This window comes from Fictibacillus arsenicus, from assembly GCF_001642935.1.
Lineage (GTDB): Bacteria > Bacillota > Bacilli > Bacillales > Fictibacillaceae > Fictibacillus > Fictibacillus arsenicus_B.
Genome location: NZ_CP016761.1, coordinates 2,061,491 through 2,086,294, shown reverse-complemented (window position 1 = coordinate 2,086,294; position 24,804 = coordinate 2,061,491). Strand labels below are relative to the sequence as shown.

At 37.1% G+C, this 24,804-nt stretch carries 26 protein-coding genes, 1 other RNA gene and 1 pseudogene; 10 read left to right on the top strand and 18 right to left on the bottom strand.

All coding sequences use genetic code 11. The annotated features are described in order from the left end of the window. Positions 1-342: 342 nt before the first annotated feature. Together ltaE and ABE41_RS10825 are read right to left on the bottom strand one after the other, a co-directional pair. On the bottom strand, positions 343-1,362 hold the full coding sequence (gene ltaE / locus ABE41_RS10830; protein WP_066289958.1) for a low-specificity L-threonine aldolase: 1,020 nt from the start codon (positions 1,360-1,362) through the stop codon (positions 343-345). Positions 1,363-1,377: 15 nt separating this feature from the next. After that, positions 1,378-2,151 (bottom strand): class I SAM-dependent methyltransferase, encoded by a 774-nt coding sequence (locus ABE41_RS10825; RefSeq protein ID WP_066289956.1) that lies wholly within the window; start codon positions 2,149-2,151, stop codon positions 1,378-1,380. Positions 2,152-2,260: 109 nt separating this feature from the next. Here ABE41_RS10825 and ABE41_RS10820 point away from each other — a divergent pair, with 109 nt between their 5' ends. From ABE41_RS10820 to ABE41_RS21395, 3 genes and pseudogenes are all read left to right on the top strand, one after another. Further along, positions 2,261-4,438 (top strand): MMPL family transporter, encoded by a 2,178-nt coding sequence (locus tag ABE41_RS10820; RefSeq protein WP_066289954.1) that lies wholly within the window; start codon positions 2,261-2,263, stop codon positions 4,436-4,438. A gap of 91 nt (positions 4,439-4,529) precedes the next feature. Continuing rightward, positions 4,530-5,114 (top strand): glycerol-3-phosphate 1-O-acyltransferase PlsY, encoded by a 585-nt coding sequence (plsY, locus tag ABE41_RS10815; RefSeq protein ID WP_066289951.1) that lies wholly within the window; start codon positions 4,530-4,532, stop codon positions 5,112-5,114. 229 nt (positions 5,115-5,343) lie between these two features. Further along, positions 5,344-5,472: pseudogene (locus tag ABE41_RS21395) on the top strand (YjcZ family sporulation protein); the annotation flags it as partial. Positions 5,473-5,635: 163 nt separating this feature from the next. Here ABE41_RS21395 and ABE41_RS10805 read toward each other — a convergent pair. Then, the gene (locus ABE41_RS10805) at positions 5,636-6,064 is read right to left on the bottom strand and encodes a BrxA/BrxB family bacilliredoxin (RefSeq protein ID WP_066289948.1); all 429 of its coding nucleotides are present in this window, start codon (positions 6,062-6,064) and stop codon (positions 5,636-5,638) included. 65 nt (positions 6,065-6,129) lie between these two features. Further along, positions 6,130-6,792 (bottom strand): oxidoreductase, encoded by a 663-nt coding sequence (locus ABE41_RS10800; RefSeq protein WP_066289943.1) that lies wholly within the window; start codon positions 6,790-6,792, stop codon positions 6,130-6,132. A 64-nt stretch (positions 6,793-6,856) separates the two neighbouring features. Here ABE41_RS10800 and ABE41_RS10795 point away from each other — a divergent pair, with 64 nt between their 5' ends. After that, positions 6,857-7,921 carry an SDR family oxidoreductase gene (locus ABE41_RS10795; protein WP_066289940.1) on the top strand — a complete coding sequence of 355 codons (1,065 nt, stop codon included), beginning with the start codon at positions 6,857-6,859 and terminating at the stop codon, positions 7,919-7,921. Positions 7,922-8,313: 392 nt separating this feature from the next. On the opposite strand, the gene ABE41_RS10790 is transcribed toward ABE41_RS10795, so the two are convergent. Then, positions 8,314-8,886 (bottom strand): cysteine hydrolase family protein, encoded by a 573-nt coding sequence (locus ABE41_RS10790; RefSeq protein ID WP_066289938.1) that lies wholly within the window; start codon positions 8,884-8,886, stop codon positions 8,314-8,316. A 13-nt stretch (positions 8,887-8,899) separates the two neighbouring features. Further along, entirely contained in the window at positions 8,900-9,580 is a 681-nt protein-coding gene (locus tag ABE41_RS10785; protein WP_066289936.1) for an MgtC/SapB family protein, read from the bottom strand. Positions 9,581-9,788: 208 nt separating this feature from the next. Between ABE41_RS10785 and ABE41_RS10780 the strand changes: the two genes are divergently transcribed. Next, on the top strand, positions 9,789-10,124 hold the full coding sequence (locus tag ABE41_RS10780) for a DUF485 domain-containing protein (protein WP_066289933.1): 336 nt from the start codon (positions 9,789-9,791) through the stop codon (positions 10,122-10,124). Continuing rightward, positions 10,121-11,662 carry a solute symporter family protein gene (locus ABE41_RS10775; RefSeq protein ID WP_066289930.1) on the top strand — a complete coding sequence of 514 codons (1,542 nt, stop codon included), beginning with the start codon at positions 10,121-10,123 and terminating at the stop codon, positions 11,660-11,662. The genes ABE41_RS10780 and ABE41_RS10775 overlap by 4 nt, the downstream gene beginning before the upstream one ends. A 15-nt stretch (positions 11,663-11,677) precedes the next feature. Here the strand turns inward: ABE41_RS10775 and ABE41_RS10770 are convergent, their stop codons facing one another. The 4 genes from ABE41_RS10770 to ABE41_RS10755 all read right to left on the bottom strand — a co-directional run bounded on the left by ABE41_RS10770 (position 11,678) and on the right by ABE41_RS10755 (position 16,285). Then, positions 11,678-13,096, bottom strand: a complete 1,419-nt coding sequence (locus ABE41_RS10770) for an amino acid permease (RefSeq protein ID WP_083207946.1) — start codon at positions 13,094-13,096, stop codon at positions 11,678-11,680. A gap of 126 nt (positions 13,097-13,222) precedes the next feature. Continuing rightward, positions 13,223-14,083, bottom strand: coding sequence for a CvfB family protein (locus tag ABE41_RS10765; protein WP_066289925.1), 861 nt, complete (start codon positions 14,081-14,083; stop codon positions 13,223-13,225). Between the two features lie 305 nt (positions 14,084-14,388). Next, the gene (locus tag ABE41_RS10760; RefSeq protein WP_066289923.1) at positions 14,389-14,538 is read right to left on the bottom strand and encodes a YycC family protein; all 150 of its coding nucleotides are present in this window, start codon (positions 14,536-14,538) and stop codon (positions 14,389-14,391) included. 58 nt (positions 14,539-14,596) lie between these two features. After that, entirely contained in the window at positions 14,597-16,285 is a 1,689-nt protein-coding gene (locus ABE41_RS10755; RefSeq protein ID WP_066289922.1) for a formate--tetrahydrofolate ligase, read from the bottom strand. Between the two features lie 171 nt (positions 16,286-16,456). Between ABE41_RS10755 and ABE41_RS10750 the strand changes: the two genes are divergently transcribed. After that, positions 16,457-16,786, top strand: a complete 330-nt coding sequence (locus ABE41_RS10750; protein ID WP_066289920.1) for a 2Fe-2S iron-sulfur cluster-binding protein — start codon at positions 16,457-16,459, stop codon at positions 16,784-16,786. Between the two features lie 264 nt (positions 16,787-17,050). On the opposite strand, the gene ABE41_RS10745 is transcribed toward ABE41_RS10750, so the two are convergent. Genes ABE41_RS10745 through ABE41_RS10735 form a run of 3 tightly spaced genes read right to left on the bottom strand, consistent with a single transcriptional unit; the run spans position 17,051 to position 18,718 of the window. Continuing rightward, entirely contained in the window at positions 17,051-17,695 is a 645-nt protein-coding gene (locus ABE41_RS10745) for an HD domain-containing protein (protein ID WP_066289916.1), read from the bottom strand. A 2-nt stretch (positions 17,696-17,697) separates the two neighbouring features. After that, complete coding sequence (locus tag ABE41_RS10740) at positions 17,698-17,997, bottom strand: DUF6123 family protein (RefSeq protein WP_066289914.1); 300 nt, start codon at positions 17,995-17,997, stop codon at positions 17,698-17,700. Positions 17,998-18,049: 52 nt separating this feature from the next. Further along, the gene (locus ABE41_RS10735; protein ID WP_066289912.1) at positions 18,050-18,718 is read right to left on the bottom strand and encodes a reverse transcriptase-like protein; all 669 of its coding nucleotides are present in this window, start codon (positions 18,716-18,718) and stop codon (positions 18,050-18,052) included. A 73-nt stretch (positions 18,719-18,791) separates the two neighbouring features. Between ABE41_RS10735 and ABE41_RS10730 the strand changes: the two genes are divergently transcribed. Next, positions 18,792-19,193 carry a reverse transcriptase-like protein gene (locus tag ABE41_RS10730; RefSeq protein ID WP_066289909.1) on the top strand — a complete coding sequence of 134 codons (402 nt, stop codon included), beginning with the start codon at positions 18,792-18,794 and terminating at the stop codon, positions 19,191-19,193. After that, a complete protein-coding gene (locus ABE41_RS10725; protein ID WP_172827353.1) occupies positions 19,190-20,116 on the top strand; it encodes a DMT family transporter in 927 nt (308 codons plus the stop codon). The genes ABE41_RS10730 and ABE41_RS10725 overlap by 4 nt, the downstream gene beginning before the upstream one ends. On the opposite strand, the gene ABE41_RS10720 is transcribed toward ABE41_RS10725, so the two are convergent. From ABE41_RS10720 to ABE41_RS21240, 3 genes are all read right to left on the bottom strand, one after another. Beyond that, positions 20,113-21,000: a 5'-3' exonuclease gene (locus ABE41_RS10720; RefSeq protein ID WP_066289907.1), complete on the bottom strand. Its 888-nt coding sequence runs from the start codon at positions 20,998-21,000 to the stop codon at positions 20,113-20,115. The two genes, ABE41_RS10725 and ABE41_RS10720, sit on opposite strands and share 4 nt — an antisense overlap. A gap of 73 nt (positions 21,001-21,073) precedes the next feature. Next, a non-coding RNA gene (gene ssrS, locus ABE41_RS10715) (6S RNA) lies at positions 21,074-21,258 on the bottom strand. 30 nt (positions 21,259-21,288) lie between these two features. Beyond that, positions 21,289-21,429, bottom strand: a complete 141-nt coding sequence (locus ABE41_RS21240; RefSeq protein WP_165389407.1) for a hypothetical protein — start codon at positions 21,427-21,429, stop codon at positions 21,289-21,291. Between the two features lie 103 nt (positions 21,430-21,532). Between ABE41_RS21240 and ABE41_RS10710 the strand changes: the two genes are divergently transcribed. Beyond that, the gene (locus ABE41_RS10710; RefSeq protein WP_066289906.1) at positions 21,533-21,781 is read left to right on the top strand and encodes a DNA alkylation repair protein; all 249 of its coding nucleotides are present in this window, start codon (positions 21,533-21,535) and stop codon (positions 21,779-21,781) included. 46 nt (positions 21,782-21,827) lie between these two features. Here ABE41_RS10710 and ABE41_RS10705 read toward each other — a convergent pair whose 3' ends face one another. Both ABE41_RS10705 and ABE41_RS10700 read right to left on the bottom strand, forming a co-directional pair. Next, positions 21,828-23,270, bottom strand: a complete 1,443-nt coding sequence (locus tag ABE41_RS10705) for a hypothetical protein (RefSeq protein ID WP_066289904.1) — start codon at positions 23,268-23,270, stop codon at positions 21,828-21,830. A 33-nt stretch (positions 23,271-23,303) separates the two neighbouring features. Further along, positions 23,304-24,743: a hypothetical protein gene (locus tag ABE41_RS10700; protein WP_066289900.1), complete on the bottom strand. Its 1,440-nt coding sequence runs from the start codon at positions 24,741-24,743 to the stop codon at positions 23,304-23,306. Between the last annotated feature and the right edge of the window lie 61 nt (positions 24,744-24,804).

Below are 24,804 nucleotides of genomic sequence, written 5' to 3'. Positions count from 1 at the left end.
TAACCGAACAAAATAGTGAAACGACCTTTTAGAAAGACTGTTTTCGCAAACCTTAATTGCTCTTGAAAGGAGTTGATTTACGCTCCAGAATGCTCGCTTTCCGCGGGGCGTGCGGTGAGCCTCCTCGGCGCTTTGCGCCCTTAGGAGTCTCACCTGTCCCGCTGCTCCCGCAGGACAAGGAAGGCTTCGACAGCGTTACTTCGCACGAAGAAAATGTTGATTTTCATTTTCGAGGAGTCTCGCACCTTCCTCTCCAATCAATTTGCCAATGAAGAGAATGGAAAAATGACCCAATGGGCAACAATCTTTTAGAGAAGAGCTTTTAGAAAAGAAACTTTATGTTTAAACGATTTTCTTTAATGCAGAGATTGCTTGGTCAATATCTTCTAAACTCACATCGTAATGAGTTGTTAATCGTATTTGACCTTCTCCAAAAGATACAGCAAGAACGCCTTCTCTTTTTAGATCATCTAAAAATTCTTCATTAGATTTCTGAGTCTCTTCAATATTTACAATAACGATGTTGGTGTCTGGTCTATTTTTTAATGAAAGTCCGCTAATATCTTCAATAGCATCAGCTAGTCTCATTGCTTTTTCATGATCTTCAGCTAATCGGTCTACCATTTCGGTTAAAGAAATTATACCGCTGGCTGCTAAAAAGCCTGCCTGTCTCAAACCGCCGCCTAATCGTTTTCTCCATTTTCTAGCTTTTTGAATCACCTCTTTTTTTCCTGCCAAGAGGGATCCAACCGGAGAACCTAAACCTTTTGATAAACAAATCTGAACTGAATCACAATATTGTGTATAGTCGGTCACCTTTTTATTAGATGCCACTGCAGCATTAAATAACCTTGCACCATCTATATGTACAGGTATAGATGCCTTTTGGGCAACCTGAAAGATATCTTTCATATTCTCTGTAGAAACAATTGAGCCTCCCGACCGGTTATGTGTGTTTTCAAGACAGATTAATGAAGTATCAGGAAAATGAATATCTTCTGACCGGATTGCGCTCTTAACTTCGTTTGGATCCATTGCCCCTTTTATCCCCTGTATTACACGGGGTTGCACTCCAGCTAAAGCTGAAATAGCCCCTCCTTCATAAAAGAAAATATGAGACTCGGATTCTACGATAATTTCATCGCCTGGTGAACAAAAGCCAAGAACAGCTAATTGATTTCCTTGCGTTCCGCTTGTAACAAATAGTGCGTCTTCCTTACCAAGCATTTCAGCTGCCAGTTCTTCTAACCTGTTTATTGTAGGGTCCTCACCGTAAACATCATCCCCTACCGTTGCTTCAAAAATAGCTTGTCTCATTCTTTTTGTTGGCTGTGTCAGTGTATCGCTTCTTAAATCAATCATTCTATCACCTCTGATTTATTTTTTCTTCTCAATTACTCCATATAAAAAGCTGGCGTTGCGCTGAATTACATTGAATCCAAGCTCTTCAAATTTACTGCTGTTTCTGCTGTCTTTCATCACTACTCGCTGTGACGCCACTCGTAAAGCTTCTTCTATAACTTCAGGTGTGATCACACGATAATCAGCACTTCCTTTTAAACCTTGAATTCCTGGTGATTGGATACTCGATTCAAACATGGGATCAAAATATACTACATCAAAACAGTTATCTGCTGCTTTTTTTAAGAATTCATAATGATCACTATGAATGACTTCAATACGGCGCATGGCATCATTCATATCTTTTATACTGCTATCCCATATTTTCAAGCCGCTCTGTACAACAAATGAAATAGCCTTGCTGCTCTCAATCCCAGTCACTTTTCCATTTTCACCGGCTACTAAACTTGCAACAATAGAATCAGAACCGAGTCCAAGGGTACAGTCCAGTAATGACATACCAGCTTTTAGTTTTGCTGCTGCAATAAAAGGATCTTTATCTCCTCTAAATAATTGCTTTACTCTAAACATAGAGGAGTTAGGATGAAAGAAGAAAGGAGAGCTTCCATCTTTTGGATGATAAGAAATTTTATCTATTCCGATCATTAGAACATTATCATTATATTTTTCAATAATTGAAGAAATAGAATGGCGGCCTCTATCTACAAAAGAGCTATTTAATAAACGTGCAGTTTCTTTAGCTTTTTCATAAATTCTTTCTGCATTTTTCCCTGCTGTTGTTACAATCATAAAAATCATCCTGTCTAAAAAAATAATTGTATTAACATATTTCAATTTATTTGCATATCTCTTGGAACAAACCTAAAATATGGGAAGATATATGCAAGGAGGCCCCATAATGAAAAAAAGCTCCCCCTTCCTGAGATTAGGAAGAATTACATACCGATTCCGTATTGCTATTATAGCATTTTGGATCTTGACTACCATTCTATTAGGCTTCTTTGCGATAAAATTGCCTTCCATATTGAGCGGCAGCGGGTTTGAGATGGTTGGCTCATTTTCAAAGGTTGAAAATATTCTCCAAGATAAGTTTAACCAGCCTAAGTCTTCTGTAATGCTAGTCTTTGATTCAAAAAAATACGAAACACAAGATGATGCTTATAAACAATTTGTAAATAAGACACTTGCATCAGTAAAGGATGTTGAAGATGCGGTGGGTGTTCAAAGTCCTTATGATGCTCCTGACAAAATGATAAAAGAAAATGTTTCATTTGCCTCTATTCGATTTGATAAAAGCTTTAATGATTTAAAGAAATCTATCGATCAAATTAGAGACAGATTACCGAAAGACGGTGATATTTCTGTCTCTTTAACTGGCGGCCCAGTTATTGCTGAGGATATGAATACAGCCAGCCAGCAGGATTTAGCGCGAGCAGAAGCAATTGGTATTCCCGCAGCTCTAATTATTCTGTTGCTTGCGTTTGGAGGTCTTGTAGCTGCAGGTCTGCCTATAATTGTTGGATTGATTAGTGTAGCGAGTTCCCTTGGATTATTATACTTTTACGGACTAGAAGCGAACGTAAGTATATTTCTATTAAATGTTGTTCCTATGATCGGACTGGCATTAGGAATTGATTTTGCGCTTCTTCTCGTTAACCGGTTTCGGGAAGAACTTCATCAAGGTATTGAAAAAGCTACAATCATATCTGTGCAAACTGCGGGGAGATCAATTGCTTTTTCTGGTTTATGTGTCTTTTTAGGACTATCAGGAATGCTCCTTATTGATATCGATATTTTTAAAACAGTAGCTATTGGCGGAATGGTCGTTGTCGTGTTATCTGTATTGAATGCTATAACATTCCTGCCAGCGATGCTTGCGGTACTTGGTAAACGAGTTAATGCGCTAAAAATACTCAAAACAAAAGAAAAAGAACGATCTATCTGGCATTCATTTGCATCATTTGTGATGAAACGGCCAGTAATAATGGCATTGTTTGCAGCTGTTTTGCTCATCTTCTCAGTAACACCTGTTAAGGATATGAAGCTTTCAATCCCAGAAGCAGAAGCTTTACCTCCTGATTATGAATCAAGAATCGCATTTGAAAAGTTTGAAAAAACTTTTGGAGAAGATGAGTTGTACCCTGTTCTCATTGTTGCAGAGTCAGAAAAATCATACTTACAGGATATAACTGCCTTGCAGTCTTTAGAACAGTTAGTAAAAGACCTGCAAGAAGAAAAAGAAATCGCAAAAACAGAATCAATTTTCGATTATACAAATCAGTTAAGCAGCACTGAACTATTCCAATTACTTCAGACAGAACAAGGTAAACAACAGCAATCCCCTGCTCTGGAACCTTTCGTAAATGACCATACAGCGGTTATTCGCGCATATCTATCTGTAGATGTTAATGGAAGCGATGCGAAACAGTTTGTGAAAGAATGGGAAAAGAAACATGAAGGTCTTTCCTTAACGATTGGCGGGGCAACTAAGTTTAATCAAGAAATCTTCGACGAGATTATTGAAAAAGCACCATATGGACTAGCTGTTGTACTTGCAGCAACTCTTTTTATCCTGATGGTTGCCTTTAGGTCAATCTTTATTCCGCTTAAAGCAATCCTCATGAACATGCTGAGTTTAGCTGCTACTTTCGGTATACTCGTTTGGATTTTTCAAAGCGGAACAATTATGGAGCCGGTGGAAATTGGATTGATGATTCCGGTCTTTACTTTTGGCATCGTTTTTGGATTAAGTATGGACTACGAAGTGTTCTTGATCTCTAGAATTCAAGAGATGTATGAAGAAACGGGTGACAATGATCAAGCAACGCTGCTTGGTCTAACTTCAACTTCAAAGATTATTACATCTGCAGCAGCGATAATGATCGTTATTACTGGATCCTTCGCATTTACAGATGTAATGCCAGTTAAACAGATAGGAATTGCCATTGCATTAGCTATCTTTATCGATGCAACCATTGTAAGAATGATTTTTGTTCCTTCCCTTATGAAACTTCTTGGACACTGGAACTGGTGGATGCCTTTCTCAAAACGAAATAAACAGCGAAGCACTCTTTAATAAGGGTGCTTTTTTCATTAAACAATAGTGGGAAATTAAAACATTATGTCCTATAATAAGAATTAGCTAGTTTTATATTAGGGGTGTTTATATGATCGAGACAGTTATTATTATACTTCTTTCCTATTTGCTAGGCTCTATCCCCTTTGCGCTTTTAGTAGGAAAATTTGGTTATGGAATTGATATTCGCCAGCATGGGAGCGGTAATTTAGGCGGTACTAATACATTTCGAATTTTAGGCAAAAAAGCAGGATTCATCGTTTCTGCAGCAGATGTATTAAAAGGAACACTCGCTGCCAGCTTGCCCGTAATACTAAATGCAGACCTTCATCCATTGGTTGCAGGAATTCCCGCCGTCATTGGACATTGTTATCCAGTATTCGCAAAATTCAAGGGTGGAAAAGCTGTAGCAACATCTGGCGGAGTTCTATTGTTTGCAGAGCCATTATTATTTCTATTGGTCTTGCTTACTTTCTTTTTATCTTTATACATAAGTAAATATGTATCTCTCTCATCGATCATGGCTGGTGTGGGTTCAGTAATCTTAAGTCTTTTACTTGCTGATAACATTACTACTTATATCCTGATCGGGTTTACCCTCTTTTTATTGTACAGACATAGGCAGAACATTGTACGGATAGTAAAGAAAACTGAACCAAAAGTAAAATGGATTTAACGACCGTTCTTAAAAATAAGAACGGTTTTTTCTTATTCTTTTTAAAAAATAGGCTCTTCTCCTAAAAAAGTACAGGCGATTTCACTAAAAACTCCGCATTTGTCCGTGTCGGCTTAGGTAGTCCGGTCATATTGTGTAATGTGACGTTGACCTAGACTTAAATTTTGGAGGGACTGAAATGGAAAATAAGAAAATGAATATGCCTTATGGTGACAATATGAATATTGGCATGAAGCCAGTAGCTAACATGCCTATTCACGGTGGATACGGCGGTGGCTATGGTCATGGTTATGGATGCGGGTTCTTAATTATTGTTGTTCTGTTCATTCTATTAATCATTATCGGTGCTACAGCATTCCATGGTAAAGACTGTAAAGACGATCATTGTGATGAATCTTCATCATCCCATTAATATGTAATTATTTTTACTACAGAAAAGAGAGAAGCGAATTCGCTTCTCTCTTTTTTACATTTATCTTGTAAAGGCCCTGTGTTATTATAAAAATAAAAATTACCAATGTTTAACAGTGACTGTCATAAGCCCCCAGTAAATTTTCAAGGATTTCTTCTGGTGAATGATTTTCAATGTTATGTCTGTGGATAAAATGTACCACTTTTCCATCTTTTAAAAGAGCCATAGAAGGAGAAGAAGGCGGGATATCACCAAAGAATTCTCTGATCTGTGCAGTTGCTTCTTTATCCTGACCTGCAAATACCGTAACAAACTGTTCAGGTTTTACTGAGTGGTTCAATGATGCTACTGCTACTGGACGAGCAAGGCCAGCTGCGCATCCACATACGGAGTTTATTACTACAAGTGCAGTACCTTCAGTTTCTTGCATAAAATAATTTACTTCTTCTGGTGTCTTTAATTCTTCAAAACCAGCACGAGTCAATTCATCTCTCATGGGCTGAGCCATTTGTTTCATATATTCTTCATAGGCATTCATAAGTATTCCTCCTGAAAATGAATCATTTACATACAATGTTATTATAGCTTAAATAAGCTATTTTTTTAACTGTTTCGGCTTAACTGATGGATGGCCGAGTTTTCTATTATGTTCACTTGTTTATCTGAAAAAGCAAAGCTAGCTTTAATCATTGCTCTGGCAACACTGCCAGCATCGATTGGTTTATATTTTTTCGGAAAAATAAAAGGAAGTGCTGTATAAACCTTTTCTGCCATTCTTTCTCCGAAACGGAATTCGTTACGTTCACCTATTAATAAGGAAGGTCGGACTATAGTAAGGTTTTTAATATTTAAGGAGATCAATTGTGTTTCCATCTCCCCTTTTACTCGATTGTAAAAGAACGAAGATTTGGAATCTGCACCCATTGCAGAAATGATTGCGACATTTTGAACGTTTAACTTAATCGCTAGCTTTGCAAGTTTGACAGGGATGATGAGGTCAACCTCTTTAAATCCTTCTTTTGTTTGTGCATTTTTCATGGTGGTACCAATACAAATAATCAAACTATCTGCTTCTAAGTTTTCAATCTCATATTCATAACTTGTAAAGTCAAAAAAAATCTCTTTAATTTTTGGATGTTTAATCTCTGAGTTATTTCTAACAAGCAGGATAATTTCACTACAAGACGGATCAGAGATTAGCTGTTTTACAACTTCTTTGCCAACAAGACCGCTTGATCCTGCTACTATAACTTTTTTTCCATTCATACTAATGATCCTTTCTCTTTTCAACAAGTTTTCCGAAAACTATTAAGACAGGCTGGTGCTAATTTTGGAACATACTTATTTTATCACTGGATTTCCAGGTTTTATAGCTACAAAACTATTAGAAGCACTTCGTCACAAATATCCTTCGTCACAATTTTATTTACTTACTTTAAAACAAGAAAGAAAAATTGCTGAACAAAAACTTAAAGACTGCGATAAAAACACCGTTCTTTTAGAGGGTGATATAACAAAAGAAGGACTTGGTCTGCCTGATTATTTGAGAAGAGAAATAGCTGAAAAAATAACACATTGTATACATCTTGCTGCTCTTTACGATTTAACAGCAGCTTTTTCTCCTTCTTATTCTTGTAATGTCCTTGGTACTGAACATGTAATAAAATTTGTAAAAGGCTGTAAGAATATTAAACGTTTTTGTTATTTCAGCACTGCATATGTATCAGGAAATGAAAAAGGAAAAATTGTAGAGTCCTGTTTGTCAGAACCTGCTGGCTTTCGGAACTATTATGAACAAACCAAATATGAGGCAGAACGAATGGTAAGGATGTATATTGATGAACTGCCAATTACCATAATAAGACCTGGAATCATAGTAGGTGATTCCAAAACTGGCGTAACAATAAAATTTGATGGTCCTTATTTTATGATGCGATTTTTAAGAAGACTATCTGCTCTGCCAATCCCTTATATCGGCCGTACTACTTCTAAAATTCACCTTGTACCGGTTGACTTTATTGTTAATGCTTCTATATTCCTGATGCACGATAAACGGGGTGAATCAAAAACTTATCATTTATTAAGTCCATCATCGCCCAATATCCATGATGCTTATACTTTAATATGCAGAGAGCTTATTGATAAGAAACCAAGCTGGCATTTGCCTCGATCAATTGCGGATCGAATGTTATCCATTTCTTTTATTTCAAAATGGCTTGGTGTACCCCGAGAAACACTTTCTTACTTTTCACATGAAGCAGAGTATGATACTTCTCAACTAGTCCAGGATCTAGAAGGTACTGGAATAGCATGTCCGCCTTTTGAAGAATATGTGCCGGTACTTGTCCGGTATTACAAAGAAAATGCTGCTGATGCTTCATTAAAGCGTTATTAGTAAAAAGTAAGGGGGCTGTCCCAAAAGTAAAGTAAACTTACTTTTGGCAGCCCCGATTCTAAAAGATTGTTGCTTTTGACTCATTTCTTCATTGACAAGTTGATTGGAGTGCAAGGTGCGAGACTCCTCGAAAATGAAAATCGCATTTTCTTCGTGCGATGTAACTCTGCCGAAGCCTTCCTTGTCCTGCGGGACCAGCGGGACAGGTGAGACACTGTAGGTGCAAAGCGCCAAGGTGGCTCACCGCACGCCCCGCGGGAAGCGAGCATCCTGGAACGGAAATCAACTACTTCCAAGAGCAACAATGATTGCGAAAGAGGATTTTATTTAGCCTAATAAAAAGAGGCATGACCTCAAAAAATTTTATACTTTTTGAGTCATCCCCCCTATTTTTAAACGAGACTGCTGTTCTTGGTGACAACTTCTGCACCAAGTGTATTTTTAAAATGGGAAAGCGCCCATTCGTGACCTGGCTGGCTAAAACTTTGCACAGCATCCTCGTGTATGACAATATTAAAGCCTTTATTGTAAGCATCTACAGCAGTATGTAATACACAAATGTCAGTACATACTCCTGTCAGATGTACTTCTTGAATATTTCTCTCCTTTAATTTAATCTCCAGGTCTGTACCCGCAAAAGCACTATAACGTGTTTTATCGATCCATAAAATATTCTTTTCTGGCCTAGCCATGTTCTCAACGTATACTTCTTTAAGTTTCCCGAACAATTCTCTGCCTTCTGTATTCCTGATATTGTGTGGAGGAAACAGTTTGCTCTCTGGATGATAGGGATCATTTTCGTCATGAACATCCACAGCAAAAACAACATAATCCTCATTTTTAATAAATTCGTCAGTAATAGCTGCAATTCTCTCTTCTATTGCCTGACCTGGTTTCCCGCAAGTCAGCTTCCCTTCATCAGCGACAAAATCATTTGTGTAATCAATAACTACTAAAGCTTTCATCTTTTCCTCCTATTTAATCAAGTGTCTCAATTTCAACGCTTCGTATTCCTTTAATTTTTTTTACATCATCATACAGATCAGTGGTATACCTTTTTTCATAAATGGAAGCAGCCATCTCCATTTTCCGATTATCATTCTCGAGATCTTTAATTCTAACGTTTACAATACGAACGTTAAGCTCATTAATTTGTTTCATTACATCACTCATGTTTGTTTCGGGTTCTACGATTAATTTTAACTTTACATCAATCTGCCTTAATGCCTTTGGTCCTATCCATTTCATAATCAAAGGTATCAATTCTACGCTGATTAAAATTAACAAAGCTCCAGCTGCAGCTTCTTTGTAAAAACCTGCCCCAGCTGCAATTCCTAAACCAGAAGCTCCCCAAATCATTGCAGCTGTTGTAAGCCCTGAAATGACATCATTGCTTCTTCTTAATATTACTCCTGCTCCAAGAAAACCTATCCCACTTACGATTTGAGCGGCTAGACGCATGGGGTCCATAACGGTTTGTCCTGATACGGTAGAGTATTGTTCAGCTGATTCAATGCTTACAATTGTGAGCAAACAACTGCTGATCGAGATGACAAGACTTGTTTTAAGCCCCACTGGTTTGTTTTTTAATTCGCGTTCAATACCAATTATTAATCCAAAAAAAGCGGATATCCCTAGTTTAACTAAGACAACACTCATGATGTTTGCACCTCTTCTCTGTTTTTGCCCTTACTTAATAATACGCAAACTACCGCATATATTCCTTCTAAACATTAAGCTGATTAATTTGAATTGGTACAGGTTTTCCGTTTATAATAAGAAAAGCTTTATTATCTGAAAATAAAAATAATTCCGTAAAGGAGGTTTACTGAAAGAATTATACAACACAATTAAAGGAGGAAGTTCAGTGTTACCTAAAAAACAGAAAAACTATGAAGAACCAAGGTATAGCGAAATTGTTCGTTCCACTTACTTTAAGCAGCTGATGGAAGAAAAAAAGCGTTTTATTTTACCGATGACTTTATTTTTTTTACTGTTTTATTTTAGTCTTCCGGTCTTAACAGCTTATTCAGATGTATTAAATAACAAGGTAATCGGCGATATTTCTTGGGCATGGATATTTGCTTTTGCACAATTTATTATGACATGGGCACTTTGCATGATCTATACAAAAAAAGCAAAACGATTTGATGAACTTGCAGAAAAAGTTGTATCTGAAATGGACAAGGAGGTCTCTTCATGAATGGTACAGCATTCACTTTATTCCTAGCGATTGTAGCCCTAACTTTAGTCATTACATATTTTGCTTCCAAAAGGACGAAAACAACGAGTGATTTCTATACAGCTGATGGCGGGCTTACTGGAATGCAGAATGGACTTGCCATTGCTGGAGATTACATGTCCGCTGCATCGTTTTTAGGAATAGCGGGTTCAATCGCCCTAGCAGGATTTGATGGTTTCTTCTATAGCATCGGGTTTTTAGTTGCTTATCTAGTTGTTTTATATCTAGTCGCGGAACCTCTTCGAAATTTAGGGAAATATACGATGGCAGATATGATTGCTGCACGATTCAATGACAAAAAAGTGCGCGGTGTCGCAGCATTAAATACTATGGCAATCTCAACGTTCTATATGGTCGCTCAGCTTGTTGGGGCGGGCGCCCTTATAAAACTTCTCCTCGGAATTGATTATGTATATTCTGTACTGATCGTAGGGGTCTTGATGACAGTCTATGTTGTATTTGGAGGTATGACAGCCACATCTTGGGTACAGATTGTAAAAGCAGTTCTTTTAATGATTGGGACATTTATTATTTCAGTTATGGTTTTTGCGAAGTTTGGATTTAGTTTTACAGAAATGTTTGCACAAGTTAAGGAATCTACTCCATTAGGAGAATCTTTCTTAAATCCCGGCAATAAGTTTAAAGACCCGCTTGATACGATTTCGTTGAATTTAGCTCTTGTGTTAGGAACAGCTGGACTTCCGCACATATTAATTAGGTTCTTCACTGTTAAAGATGCACCGACTGCAAGAAAATCTGTAGTTTATGCAACTTGGCTTATAGGTGCTTTTTATATCATGACGATCTTCTTAGGATTCGGTGCTGCAGCATTTGTTGGTCAGGACAACATAGTAGCAGCAAATGCGGCAGGAAACATGGCTGCCCCCCTTTTAGCACAAGTATTAGGCGGAGAATTCTTATTTGCATTTGTTTCAGCTGTTGCTTTCGCTACTATTTTAGCTGTAGTTGCCGGTCTAGTTTTATCAGCAGCTTCAGCATTTGCTCATGACTTTTATACACACATTGTTCGAAAAGGAAAAGCTACTGAAAAGGAACAGATGAAAGCAGCAAAATGGGCATCTGTCGGTGTTGCGATTTTATCCATTATTTTGGCTTTATTCGCACAAAAATTGAATGTAGCATTTTTAGTAGCACTTGCATTTGCAGTTGCAGCTAGTGCAAACCTTCCGATTATTTTATTAACGATTTTTTGGAAACGCTTTAACACAGGTGGTGCTGTTACTGGTATGCTCGTGGGATTATTAAGTTCTCTTATCCTTGTAGCCCTGTCACCAAGTGTCTGGTCTCCAGTAGAGGGAGCAGCCATTCTAACGGGAGAAGCTATTTTCCCTCTTGCTAACCCTGGTATTGTTTCTATTCCTCTAGGCTTCTTAGGTGCTTTCATAGGAACAATGTTATCTAAGCCATCTGATGCTGACAAGTTTAATGAAATTCTTGTAAAAGCAAACACAGGTTCAGGTCTGCGTAAAGGTGCATAAGGAAAAAACCGGCTGTCAATCAGCCGGTTTTTCACTTGTATCCGCATTTTTGGGAACGAGCGGATAAAATAATATTCCAGATGCAAGCAATGCAATACCAAAGAGGAATGTTTTGATATCTGCTGTTCCTGCGTAAATAACCCAAATTGAATAAATCGCTGCTAATGCTGCGATAATACCATCCGTCGTTCTTTTATTTCCGGCATCTACATAAGTCTCCCCTTTTATTACAAGTTTTAGTTGATAAAGGGATGCGACTATATAAGGAACTAAAAACGCAAGTGTAGCTATAAATATCATAAAGTCAAATGCCTGCGCCATGGATTGTGAAACGACTGAAAATAAAAAGAGCTGTGTACATAAGTTAGTGACCCATAAAGAAAAAACGGGAGCCCCTTTTTTATTTTCCTTTAGAAATACAGGTATAAACATCCTTTGCTGTGCTGCCTGAAAAGGGACTTCAGCTGAAAGCAGAACCCAGCCAATCGTAGCACCTAATAATGAAATGACTCCGAGCAATGCCATAATCATACTTCCTGATGGACCAATTGCAACCATTAGAGCATCGACTAGCGGCTTTTGGGAAGAGACCAACTCATTTTGAGGAAGAGTCCCCATAACTAAGAGAGTGATGCTTAAATAAAGTGCTAGAGCTATTAAAAGCCCCAAAATAGTTGCTTTTTTAACATCACTCTTTTTCTTAGCACGTGTCGAGAATACAACAGCTGATTCTACACCAACAAAAGCCCATAGAGTTGCAATTGCTGCATTATTAATCTGGCTTAGAAATCCATTAGCTACTCCGCCCTCTCCTTCAACTGGTTCGTAGAAAGGAACAATGTTACTGCTCTGAAATGCATACATACAAGCAAAAATGAATAATAAGAATCCTAATACTTTTGCAGCAGTAGCTATAAAGTTAACTTTGCCAGCGCCTTCTATCCCATTTAAAATTAAGAAGTGCACGCCCCACAGAAGAATTGTACATACGATAAATGTTATAACTCCCCCTGTGGTTATCGTTGTTCCCATAATCTTAAATAAGGCATTTGAACTTGTCATTACAGGAAAGAATGTAGATAAATAACTAGCAAATGTTGTTATGATAGCAACGTTCCCTGACCAGTTAGCAACCCAGTAACCCCAACTGACAAGGTATCCGCTCAATAAGGAAGATCTTTTGTTTTCTTCGAACAATGCCTTTGCATAGTTTTGCGGACCGCCATTTAATTCAGGTTTTCTAAGAGATAAATTCCCAAAAACCAGAGCCGTCATTAATACACCAAAACCTGTAATTACCCATGCTGAAATCACACCAGCAGGACTAGCCACTTCTGCTAGCGATCTTGGCAGCATGAAGATTCCTGACCCTACCATATTTCCGACTACAAGGGCTGTTAATACCCAAAAACCTAGATTTCTTTTCAATGATATACCACCTTTCAATCATCATTTATTTTACCCATTGAGCCTGTGTTCAAATCCACACTTTTATATAGCCCTTCCATTAAGTGTCTAGTAGCAACAAAAAAAGGAACCTATGAGCAGGTTCCTTTATTACTAAATTTGAAGATATGTTTTTCCGTTTTCCTGAATGATTTTCTCTTCTTTCATAAGCTTGCCAAGTGCACGTTTGAAAGCTGCTTTGCTCATCTGGAACGTTGCTTTTATTTCATCTGGTGATGATTTATCAGTTAGAGGCATCTGCCCTTTATTCTCCCGCAAGTATTGATAAATACGCTCTGCATCTTCACTGTAAGCTACTTCTTTTCTAGCTTTCATGGACAAATTAATTCTTCCATCTTCTCGGACAAATGCAACCCTTGCACCCAATTTTTGCCCTAGACGCGGTTTTACTTTTAATTCATCATTATGAATAAAACCAATATGCTGTTCTTCAGTAAACACCAATACACCAGATTCGTTGATTTTATAAACATGTCCTGATGTTTGCTGATTAAAAGCTGCTTCAGTTGCTGATTCTGCTTGTTCAACCATCTCTTCTTCTGTAGCTAAGTCAGCAAACAAACGTCCCTTTTTATCAAGCTTCATACCAGAATACACTTTATCTCCAATATGCGGCCACTCATCCCACGATTCTGGAAGATCATCTTTTGACAGAAGAAGATCTTTTTTGATGCCAATATGCAAAAATACACCAAGCTTATGATTTACCCCAGCTACTTCCAGCCAAGCCAAAGAATCAAGTCTTACTTTAGGAATGGTTTCAGTAGCTGCTAGTCTTCCTTCATGGTCCTGATAGAGAAAAACTTCTACACTTCCACCTTCTTCATATTTTCCTTTTGCTTCTGCTTTATGTAAAAGCACTTCTTTTCCGTCTTCTAGATCTAAAACATATCCCAAATCTGAATCTCTGAGTACTTTCAGTGTATATACTAATCCAGGTTTTTTTGTTTCCATCGTTTCATTCCTTTTCTGTTGATCAATTAAGAAGGCTGTTTTCGTAAACTTTGTTGCTTTTGTAAGAGGTTAATTTCCACTACAGGACTCGCTTTCCGCAGGGTGTGCGGTGAGTCCCTCGTCGCCCAGCGACATTGAGTGGTCTCACCTGTCCCACTCATCCTGCTGGAGTCTCGTCCTTTCGCTCCAATTAACTATTCAATGAAGAATTTCGAAAATCTGTCAGTTGCAACAATTTTTTAGAAAAGAGCGCTAAAGAAAAAAAGAAAAACCTACATAGTAGGTTTTCGCCTTCTTGATCTTATTTATTCATCTTTATTATCTTTTGCTGCCTCAAGCTCCATAAGTTTTTTTACTAGTATGTGCTGAGGCATATGCATTAATTGCTCTAACGGTACATTTAACTCTTTTGCTAATTTAACCGCAGTTTCAGCAGATAATTGTAATGGTTTCATATGTTTCCCTCCAGCAAAAAGTATAGCAGTTTAAAATAATCCGTATACACAATATTTTTTAGAATAGACCTACAGCTTTACCGTCTTCTGTAACATCCATATTATTAGCAGCAGGAACTTTTGGCAGTCCAGGCATTGTCATTACATCACCTGTTAACGCCACAATGAATCCAGCCCCAATAGATGGTTTTAGTTCTCTGATCGTTATTGTAAAGTTTTCGGGGCGGCCAAGTTTTTTAGGGTCATCAGAGAAGGAATATTGTGTTTTTGCCATGCAGATAGGAAGTTTGTCCCAGCCGAAATCACTATATTGTTTCATTTGTTTAAAAGCCTTAGGTGAAAATTGAACCTCACCTGCACCATAAACATTTTTACATATCGTTTCGATTTTTTCCGAAATAGATAAATCCAGGTCATATAATGGTCTGTATTCATTTTTTTCATTTTCGATTGTCTCTAGAACTCTTTTTGCTAATTCTTCTCCGCCTTCTCCGCCTTTAGCCCATACATCAGCTTCTTCTGAAGCGACACCTTTTTTGCTGCACCAATCTTTAATAAAAGCAATCTCTTCTTCTGTATCTGTAACAAACTTATTGATGGCTACAACAACCGGAACCCCAAATTGTTTTAATGTTTCAAGATGTTTTTCAAGATTCGGCATTCCCTTTTCTAGCGCAGCAACATCTGGAGTTTTCAAATATTCCTTTGCTAGTCCGCCATGCATCTTTAGTGCTCTAACCGTTGCAACGATAACTACAGCACTAGGATTAATGCCAGCATATCTTGCTTTTATATCTAAAAACTTTTCAGCACCTAAATCTGCTCCGAATCCTGCTTCGGTAACAACCATATCACCTAGTTTGGATGCCAGTTTAGTTGCAATTACACTGTTGCATCCATGCGCGATATTTGCAAAAGGACCGCCATGAACAAGTGCAGGTGTATTTTCGAGTGTTTGGACAATATTAGGACGGATCGCATCTTTTAACAGAAGCGTAAGCGCACCATGTGCATTCAAGTCCCCAGCTGTTACAGGCTCATTTCCATAATCGAAAGCTACTACCATTCTTGATAGTCTGAGCTTTAAATCTTCAAGGTTATTAGCCAAACAAAAAATGGCCATGATTTCTGAAGCTACTGTAATGTCAAAGCCGTCTTCACGGGGAACACCTTGAACAGGTCCGCCTAAACCGATAACAATCTTTCTTAAAGCGCGATCGTTCATATCCAAAGCGCGTTTCCATACAATACGGCGAGGGTCTATATTTAATTCATTACCTTGATGGATATGATTATCAATAAGTGCCGCAAGTGCATTATTAGCAGTAGTTATGGCATGAAGGTCTCCAGTGAAATGAAGGTTGATATCTTCCATAGGCATTACTTGAGAGTAACCGCCTCCTGCTGCACCACCTTTAATACCCATGCTAGGACCTAGTGAAGGTTCGCGTAAAGCGATAATCGTTTTCTTTCCAACGCGATTAAGTGCTTGTCCAAGTCCGACAGTGACAGTAGATTTACCTTCTCCTGCAGGTGTAGGACTTATTGCTGTAACTAAGACTACTTTTCCATCTTCAACATTTTGAAGCTTCTGAAATAGATCTAGTGAAAGTTTTCCTTTGTATCTTCCGTAAGGTTCCCAATCATCCTCATCAATTCCCAGTTGTCCTACAATTTCTTCAATGCGCAGCATTTTAGCAGATTGGGCAATCTCGATATCACTTTTATACGTAACCTTTTCTAGCATGTTGATTTAACCCTCCATATGTAAAAATTGTCTCCACTCTCTATTGTATATGAAATAAGTATGTGATGCGATTAGTTTTTATATGATAACTTTGATTGGTTTAGTTTACTTTACTTGATTCTAGGTTATCGTATAATAGAAATGGAAAGATATTCTTGAGGAGGCAGCTTAATGGCAAAAATTGACGTGCAAGGCTATGGAATTTATAACATTGAAGATGGAAAAAAACTTGTTTTGGCTTTAGAAGACAATGGTATTGATATTCTTCACCGCTGTGGAGGAAAAGCAAAATGTACTTCTTGCCGTGTAGAAGTATTATCCGGAGATTTAGGCCCTATTGGAGAAAAAGAAGCGAACATTATTGAAACAAAAGGCTTATCAGGCAACGTTAGACTTTCATGTCAAATCTGCGTGAGTTCAGATGCGTCAATCAAACCAGTACTTACTGTAAGTTCTGAAGGTTTAGATGCTGGGCCCCGTCCAGCTGAAGAATGCGAATAAAAAAAGGGCCATGCGGGCCCTTTTTTTCTATTTAATCGATATTCCGTAATTCGAGGCATTCGAAATTTGTCAACATATGACAACTCGTGGATAAACACAGAAAATTTTTGGATTCAGGGTTAAAACTCGTGGATTGAGGGGTCATTCTCGTGGATTCAGATGCAATTTTCGTGGATTGAAACATTTATTTTGAGGTATCCTTCCTCTTTATACCCCATAGCGTATCTGAAAAGGTAAGTTTTGGAGCGCAAAACTTACGCTTACCTACTTCTTCCCTTCCCATTCTCCAAAAAACTGCTCTAAAAAGCTCTCCAAGAATGCATGCCGTTCATTCGCAAGCTTTTTTGCGTAAGTTGTATTCATTGTATTTTTTAATTTTAATAATTTTTCATAAAAGTGGTTAACTGCAGTACTCTTTTCATTCCTGTATTGATCTTTCGTCATCTTTTCCCGGACTGGAATCTCGGGGTCATACATCAATTGTCCTTTTGCTCCAGAATAAGCAAAAGTCCTTCCGATACCTATTGCTCCAATAGCATCCAGCCTGTCAGCATCTTGGACGACCTGTCCTTCAAGAGTTTGCATAGCAGACTGATTTCCGCCTTTAAACGACATCGTGCTTATAATAGATATGATTTGTTCTAAGTATTGATTTTCTACAGCGATAGACTCTAGCCATAACCTAACTTCTTGCAGTCCTTTTTCTTCAGTGCCTGCTATTTTTTCATCAGCTATATCATGAAGCAATGCTGCCATTACACATATAAAATGATCAGCACCTTCTTGCTCGGCAATGTTTTCTGCCAGCTTTTTCACACGGTAAATATGGTACCAGTCATGCCCGCTGCTTTCATCTTTTAATTTTTCTTTAACAAATACCTCAGTTTTTTCTATCATTAATTGGCTCATCTTTACCCCACAGTACAATAACGGTTAATTTCTTTGTTCGATTGTAATTGGTCAAGTAATTTATATGCACGTTTCTTAGAACGGACACCTTCTTTAACAAATGATTCAAGCAGTGCAATAAAGTAACTCCCATCAAAAGATAATTGTTTGATGAGTGTAACTTCTAAAGCTATTTTCACTTGCGATTCAGTTGCTTCTGTATAATGCCTGCCAAAGTCAATAAAGTGAAGATCCCCATCTGAAAGACGAAATCCTTTTGAAGCTAGCAATGCTACATAATCTTCTAAAATGTTTGCTTCCATGTTTTAATCAACCCCAAAATCAAAAGACTCTAGTAAATTGTACCAGTTATAATCAGAAATTATCAATGACTTCTTTTTTGGCTTTGATTATCTTGCCATTTAAAGCCTGATTTACTAATTGGTCAGCATCTTTATTTTCATTTCTTGGAATCCATTCGTAAACAGGTTCAATCTGAAGCTTCTTAAACAGTGTTTCGATTTTATCTGCCCAGTTTTGGAGGTTCACTTCATAACATGGCCATTCACCTTTCAACTGTTCGATTACAACCTTGGAGTCTCCCTGAATTAACACCTGCTCATATTGAACACCAAGTTCTTCGAGTTCCCTGGCAGCAGCCCATAACGCTGCATATTCAGCTTCGTTGTTAGATTCAATATTTGTAAAACTGGTGTTTTTCTTTAGTCGGTATTTTATCCCGTTCTGCGAGAAGTAAATTATGATTCCTTGGCCGCTCATCCTGGATTCCGCCAAAAAACCTCCATCAAAAAATACATGGATTTCTTTAGGCTCTTCTTTTTTAACTTCAGTAAGTTTTAACAGTTCTTTTTTTGTCCATGTAACACCTTTAGTGTCAATGAACAACATTTCAGAAATTCGGCCCGTTTTTTCCAGGTCATTCGCCGTAAAAATTGCTTCTTGCAAAGAAACTGGATCAGAAACAAAACGAATTTTCAATTGTGATTTTGGATGTTTGTACATATATTCTATGGAGAAGTTCATAGCAATCTCCTTTTTGTTTTTTTTAAAGTGCATTATAATACGTATATAAATTTATATAGAGGAGAGTCATCAATTGATCGAAGTATATATAGATGGTGCAAGTGCTGGTGATCCTGGATTGTCAGGTGCAGGAGTTTATGTGAAAATCGGAGACGGCACAACCCAATCTTATCGTTTCCCATTAGGCAATATGTCTAACCATGAAGCAGAGTTTCAAGCTCTAATACGAGGCTTGGAGTTATGTGTTGAAAACAAGTGGCGAATTGTTTCCTTCCGTACAGATTCTCAAGCTGTAGAAAATGCAATAGATAAGAGATATGCCAAAGACAAAAGATACACTGTACTTCTTGAAAAAGCATTATCTTTAGCGGACCAGCTCGATTTATTCTTTATCAAATGGATACCATCAAAACAAAATAAAGCAGCAGATGAACTGGCTAGGAAAGCTATCCAGTTAAACAGGAGTTCCGAATGATAAAGAAACCATGGTTTGCTGATTTTAACTTGCTGTTAGTTGCGTTTGTCTGGGGAACGACGTTTGTTATTGTCCAGAAAGCGATTGCTTTTCTAGAACCATATTCATTTAATACGGTCCGTTTTTTTATAGCTGCCATACTATTATTATTCATTATATACTTTTTTAAGCGTACATCATTTAAGGATTTTAAAAATAAAAATCTATTAAAAAGTGGTACGTTATTGGGTTTTTGGCTTTTCTTAGGGTACGGATTTCAAACTGTCGGACTGCTGTATACGACTTCCTCAAAAGCTGGATTTATAACAGGATTAAGTGTAGTACTTGTCCCTCTTTTAAGCTATATGTTACTAAAACATAAACTGAACTGGCAGATTGGCTTTAGTTCATTGCTTGCAGTAGCTGGACTGTATTTACTTACAATCCATAATAGTTTTTCCTTAAACATAGGTGATGGTTATGTTCTTCTATGTGCAGTATCGTTTGCGCTGCACATTGTTTTTACAGGTAAGTTTGCCAAATCCTTTGATGCTTTATGCCTGACTGTTGTTCAGCTTTTTATTGTGTCCATATTAAGCTTTATCACAGCATTATTTACTGAACAATGGCAGGAGATATTTGCTGCGAATATGCTTTTTAAATCTGAAGTCATTACCGCTCTTCTAATCACTTCATTGTTTGCGACTGCTCTCGCCTTTTTAGCCCAAACGTATTTTCAATCCTTTACTACTCCTGCAAGAGTGGCATTGATATTCGCGATGGAACCTGTTTTTGCAGCTATCACAGCTTTTATTGTACTTAATGAACGTTTAGGTTCAAAAGCATTGATTGGATGTATTCTCATTTTGTTCGGAATGATTCTTTCAGAGCTGAAATGGAGTGATTTAATGTTTAAAAAGAAAACAAAAAGAGTGGGATATTAACCCACTCTTATTTGTATTTCCAAAGCCTGCAAAGCTTCTCGAACCGCTTCTTTATTTAATAGATATCTGCATTCTTCAAGATCTCTGTTAATTATATCTGGAACATCAGTGAAGATGGTACATAAATCTTTACTTAAAACAGCCATATCCCTTCCTGCTTCAAGCTTTTTCAGATAACGCTTGAATTTAGGATCTAGATTTTCAAAATTTTCATAAATGAGTTCAACTGCTCCATATTGCTGAATGAGAGGTAATGCAGCTTTATCTCCTACACCAGCTACTCCAGGAATGTTATCACTTTTATCGCCCAATAATGCTTTTACATCAATCCATTGTGCAGGAGTGATCCCATACTCCTCCTGAAAATGGTTTAGTGTATACTTCAACTCTTCACGTTTTATTGCAATAAGCTGAGATGTTCTATCGCATAGCAGCTGTAATAGATCACGATCATTGCTGTAGATGATGCACTCCCCGTCTCTTTCATTGCGCCAGCGGTTAACCATGGTTCCTATGATATCGTCTGCTTCATATCTAGGAATTGTAAGCTGTGTAATTCCGATTGTATCAAACAATTCAACAAGAGTTTCATATTGTTGGATGAGTGGCTCTGGCAGTTCGTTTCTAGTTCCTTTATAATCTGCAAATTTCTCTCGTCTAAGTGTTTCTTCCCGTTTCACATCCCAAGCAACTGCAATATGAGTAGGCTCGTGTTCCCTTACAAGCATGAGTAATTTCTGTATGGTCACACGGATTGCATTCGTGAACTGTCCTTTCGAATTTCGAGGAAGGTCATGCATCTCTTTGCCATAAGCTGTAGCAAAATAACATCTGCTTAGCAGGTTGAATCCATCGATCAATAGTAATACTTCTTTCTTCTCCATTCAAATATCCCCCGGTTATGTTATGAAAAAAGCGCATTTTACAGTGAAGTAAAATACGCTTGTTAATTGTTAAGTAAAATCCGCTCTGCCGTGACTTTATATGCCTTTGGAACCTGATCTCTCAGGTGGGTATCCGCAGCTGCCGTTACAGCCTTCCAAGTCGAATGCAAGGCATGACTGTCTGACAGATCATGTTGGATTCCCGTCTTTAGCACATAGGTTAAAGACATTGGAAAGCCACTAACATCGCAGATTTTTATTATACTCTGTCTTGGATCAGAAGTAAAATTATTTTGTTTTCTTACCGTGATGCATCTTTTGAACTTCCATCTCAGCATAAGAAGCAAATTCAGTTTGGTTTTCTGCTCCATTTTCTTTTACATTGTTGTTTCTTTGCGCATTCGCATTGCCTTTTTTCTGTCTGCCCATCAGTTATCCCTCCTTAATCTTACTATGGCTAAATATTATTAAATTAAAACTTACATAATTTTTCCTTAAATGATTAGCCTAATACTAAAAGGAGGTCTTTATTTTGGCAAATCCTTATTTGTGCCCTAATTGCAAAACAAATCGAACACGTTTTAATGTTATCGAACAAAATCCTGTTTCTGTAAAACTTGATCCTTCTACAGGTGATGTTGTGCAGCAGTATGAAGAAGGTCAGCTCGATATGTTTCACCTGCCTTACAAGGGTTCTGAAAGATTAATTCAATGCGGAGCTTGCGGTATTGTAGGCGAAGAAGAAATGTACATTAAACGTGCTCAAAGCAATCCAAGATAAATACAAGTAAGGAGACTGCGTTAAAATAGAGCAGTCTTCCTTTGTTTTATTTCTTATTTGGTTCAGGAAGTATTAATGGAATTGAAACTGCATTTATTAGCGGTTCATAATGTGTTAATCGTGAAAGCGTAATAGTCAAATCTTCAACGGGTAAACCGTTATAAAAATAAATGATAAATGAAGGTTTATCATCTTGGTATATTTGCGTTATATCATAATTCTCCAATTGCTTCCCTGAAGAATCTTTGACCGAAATCAGATTTCTTACATAACGATCCTCATCATTTCCATCACCAAAGTGATAGCTGGGACGTGGAAACATAAATGCTTCTTCTACATTATCTGAGTTGTCAGGATAATTGATGGAGAACTTTATTCCTCCTTGATTGTTTGCTGCATCCCATTCTAAGCCTTCATATACGATATTTACATCTTTTTCATTTACAATTACTTTATTTTTTATTAAACCATTCGATTGATTGGCGTTATACTTTTCAATATCAGCCTTAACAACAGAAAATGAATATTCTTTATTGGTACGATGAACGGAATGTGTTATAGAAAAAAATCCTTCTTCAGATGGAGCTGAATTTAACAATTCACTCATTAAAGAGTAGGTCTGAATATAATTCTCTGCTTCATGAACACTTGAAATCTCATATTCGATAGGTAATTTTCGGTCATTAACATTAATTTCGCCAATTAAGGAAACTAGATCTTTGTCAACTTTCTTATCTAACATAATTCTCGAGCCAATCTGAAAAAATTCTATACTTTTCAATGTTATTTCATCTCCATTGTTAACGTGCAATGTTTGGTTAACAGGGATTGATGCTATAGCTTTTGGAATACCCCTTATCTGAGCTGGTTCAACCTGGAAAGCAATCGGCTTTAAATTTGTTACTCCTTTCTTCGAACTCATAGTGATGTCATATAGCTCGAATCGGTTACTTTTCATCACTTCTTCCCAATCTTCCTGTGAATTTACGGCATTATTAAATTCGGGATGAATCATCATTGAACGGTATAAGCGATGTTTAAAAACATATCCTTCCGATGAGGTTTCTCCTGGATATAATTCTGCAGTGCCTATGAATTCTTTATTTTGTTCTGAAGTTAGCTTTATCCTTTCAACATTCAGCCTAGGAATGTCCCCTTCATCTTTGTCTCTTTCTTTAATATCCACACTGTAAAGTACATATAGCTGAAAGCCATAATTCCACGTTTTCTCGATTCTTAACGTTCGATGTTCACTGGTAATCGGAACTGAAACCCTACTGTCTTTAAAAAGGTTAAAATGATCAACAAATTTTAAATCATTATATTTCATTTTTTCAAAATTCATTAACTCTTCCCAGCTATCTAGAACAGTAAAATTTTCCGTGTTTACTTTCCAAGCTGGCTCAGCGTTTTTTTCATATTGTGTATAGATCACAAAGCCGATTAATAAAACAGCTCCTATAATAATTTTTCCCAATTTGCTGTTCAAAGCTGATTCCCCTTTATATGTTATGAAATATGCTTATTTCTTCAATTTAGGTACTTTATACTTTATCGTAACCTCTGTGGGCAAAGGTTTTGAGTACACTAAATCTGACAAAGTAATTGTTAAACGCTCTTCTGGAATAGGTACGTAATCTCTAGTACTTCCGTTTCTATCTTCTTTGAAAAAATTGATATAATATGTTGTTTTTGTTTCAGTTTCATCCATGTGCATTTCATAGTTACTGAACTGTTCATTCGATTCATTTGTTATCGTTAAGAGATTTTGGTGGAAAAGGCGCTTATATTCTTCAGGAATCTCATTTCTGCCATAAATACTCTCAGGATTTAATCTTAATCGGTTACTAATACTTTTAGAAAGAACACTAAACTGAATGGCTGGCTCACCATTAAATTTTGAAAATCCTTCGTAAATGACTTTCATTTTGTTTTGATTTAAGATCTCCTCATTCTTTATAAACGTTTGCTCCATATTTTTGTTTACACGGTTAATATCTTCTTTATGAATTGTCCAAGAGTAAGATTTAGCATTTTTATGCATGGAGGAATGAAAAGTAATCGTCTTCTCACCATCGTCATTTTCTAAATAATCTTCTACGGAAGGAAGGTAATAGCCTTTTTCTTCAGTCCCAATAATGTCCCATGTAAACCGGTCTTTTTGATTATTGGTATACCCTGAAAAAGCAACAAGATCTTCATCTTCATTCGATATATCTAATGATAAGCGTCGGTCATAAAGCAGAACGTCATACGATTTAATTTCAGCGATTTTGTTATTCCCGTATGTAAAAGTTTTATTTATTGGGGAAGATTCAAGAACTTTTGTATATAAATTTTCTGAAGAAACTTTAAATGGAATATTTTTTATTGATTTAGAGCCTTTTAAAGTAGAAATTTCTACATCTTGTAATTCAAATCTGTTAGCCTGAATTAATAAATTCCAATCTATTTGGTCATGATTGACAATCATGGGTATCACCATCATCGATCTGTATAGCCTGTGTTTATAAACAAAACCTTCGTCTCTTTTTCCAGGAAAACCTGTATTTTCACTTGCAGAAAATACGGCATCTTTTCCATCCTTTGTAGAAAGCTTTATTTTCTTTACTGTAAGGCGCGGAATATCTCTTTCATCCTTATCGCGTTCCTTCAGATCAACACTGTACAACATGTATAATCGTCCTTCGATATTCCAGATCTTTTCGAATTTCAATGTTCGTAGCTCATCACGCAATTGAATGGATTTGTTAGCTTCTTGCAGAAATCCATACTTATTTACAACTTCTAATTCTTCAAACTTAAGGTATTCTCTTTCTATCCCTTCATTAAAAGTCTTTACGACTGTAAACTCTTTTCCATTAACTTTCCAGGCAGGCTCTGCATTTTTCTCATACTGCGTAAAAATAACAAACCCTGCAAAAAGAAAAGTTCCGATGATTACTTTTTTCCATTTATTCAAAACCGCAATCCCTCATCTCTATCTCCCCTTTTTAAAATAATAACACAACATTTAGAATATT

Bases quoted from the DNA above. Each gene is read 5' to 3' on its own strand.
- ltaE (WP_066289958.1), bottom strand. From the start codon at position 1,362: ATGATTGATTTAAGAAGCGATACACTGACACAGCCAACAAAAAGAATG.
- ABE41_RS10825 (WP_066289956.1), bottom strand. From the start codon at position 2,151: ATGATTGTAACAACAGCAGGGAAAAATGCAGAAAGAATTTATGAAAAA.
- ABE41_RS10820 (WP_066289954.1), top strand. From the start codon at position 2,261: ATGAAAAAAAGCTCCCCCTTCCTGAGATTAGGAAGAATTACATACCGA.
- plsY (WP_066289951.1), top strand. From the start codon at position 4,530: ATGATCGAGACAGTTATTATTATACTTCTTTCCTATTTGCTAGGCTCT.
- ABE41_RS10805 (WP_066289948.1), bottom strand. From the start codon at position 6,064: ATGAATGCCTATGAAGAATATATGAAACAAATGGCTCAGCCCATGAGA.
- ABE41_RS10800 (WP_066289943.1), bottom strand. From the start codon at position 6,792: ATGAATGGAAAAAAAGTTATAGTAGCAGGATCAAGCGGTCTTGTTGGC.
- ABE41_RS10790 (WP_066289938.1), bottom strand. From the start codon at position 8,886: ATGAAAGCTTTAGTAGTTATTGATTACACAAATGATTTTGTCGCTGAT.
- ABE41_RS10785 (WP_066289936.1), bottom strand. From the start codon at position 9,580: ATGAGTGTTGTCTTAGTTAAACTAGGGATATCCGCTTTTTTTGGATTA.
- ABE41_RS10775 (WP_066289930.1), top strand. From the start codon at position 10,121: ATGAATGGTACAGCATTCACTTTATTCCTAGCGATTGTAGCCCTAACT.
- ABE41_RS10765 (WP_066289925.1), bottom strand. From the start codon at position 14,083: ATGGAAACAAAAAAACCTGGATTAGTATATACACTGAAAGTACTCAGA.
- ABE41_RS10760 (WP_066289923.1), bottom strand. From the start codon at position 14,538: ATGAAACCATTACAATTATCTGCTGAAACTGCGGTTAAATTAGCAAAA.
- ABE41_RS10755 (WP_066289922.1), bottom strand. From the start codon at position 16,285: ATGCTAGAAAAGGTTACGTATAAAAGTGATATCGAGATTGCCCAATCT.
- ABE41_RS10750 (WP_066289920.1), top strand. From the start codon at position 16,457: ATGGCAAAAATTGACGTGCAAGGCTATGGAATTTATAACATTGAAGAT.
- ABE41_RS10745 (WP_066289916.1), bottom strand. From the start codon at position 17,695: ATGAGCCAATTAATGATAGAAAAAACTGAGGTATTTGTTAAAGAAAAA.
- ABE41_RS10740 (WP_066289914.1), bottom strand. From the start codon at position 17,997: ATGGAAGCAAACATTTTAGAAGATTATGTAGCATTGCTAGCTTCAAAA.
- ABE41_RS10735 (WP_066289912.1), bottom strand. From the start codon at position 18,718: ATGAACTTCTCCATAGAATATATGTACAAACATCCAAAATCACAATTG.
- ABE41_RS10725 (WP_172827353.1), top strand. From the start codon at position 19,190: ATGATAAAGAAACCATGGTTTGCTGATTTTAACTTGCTGTTAGTTGCG.
- ABE41_RS10720 (WP_066289907.1), bottom strand. From the start codon at position 21,000: ATGGAGAAGAAAGAAGTATTACTATTGATCGATGGATTCAACCTGCTA.
- ABE41_RS21240 (WP_165389407.1), bottom strand. From the start codon at position 21,429: ATGGGCAGACAGAAAAAAGGCAATGCGAATGCGCAAAGAAACAACAAT.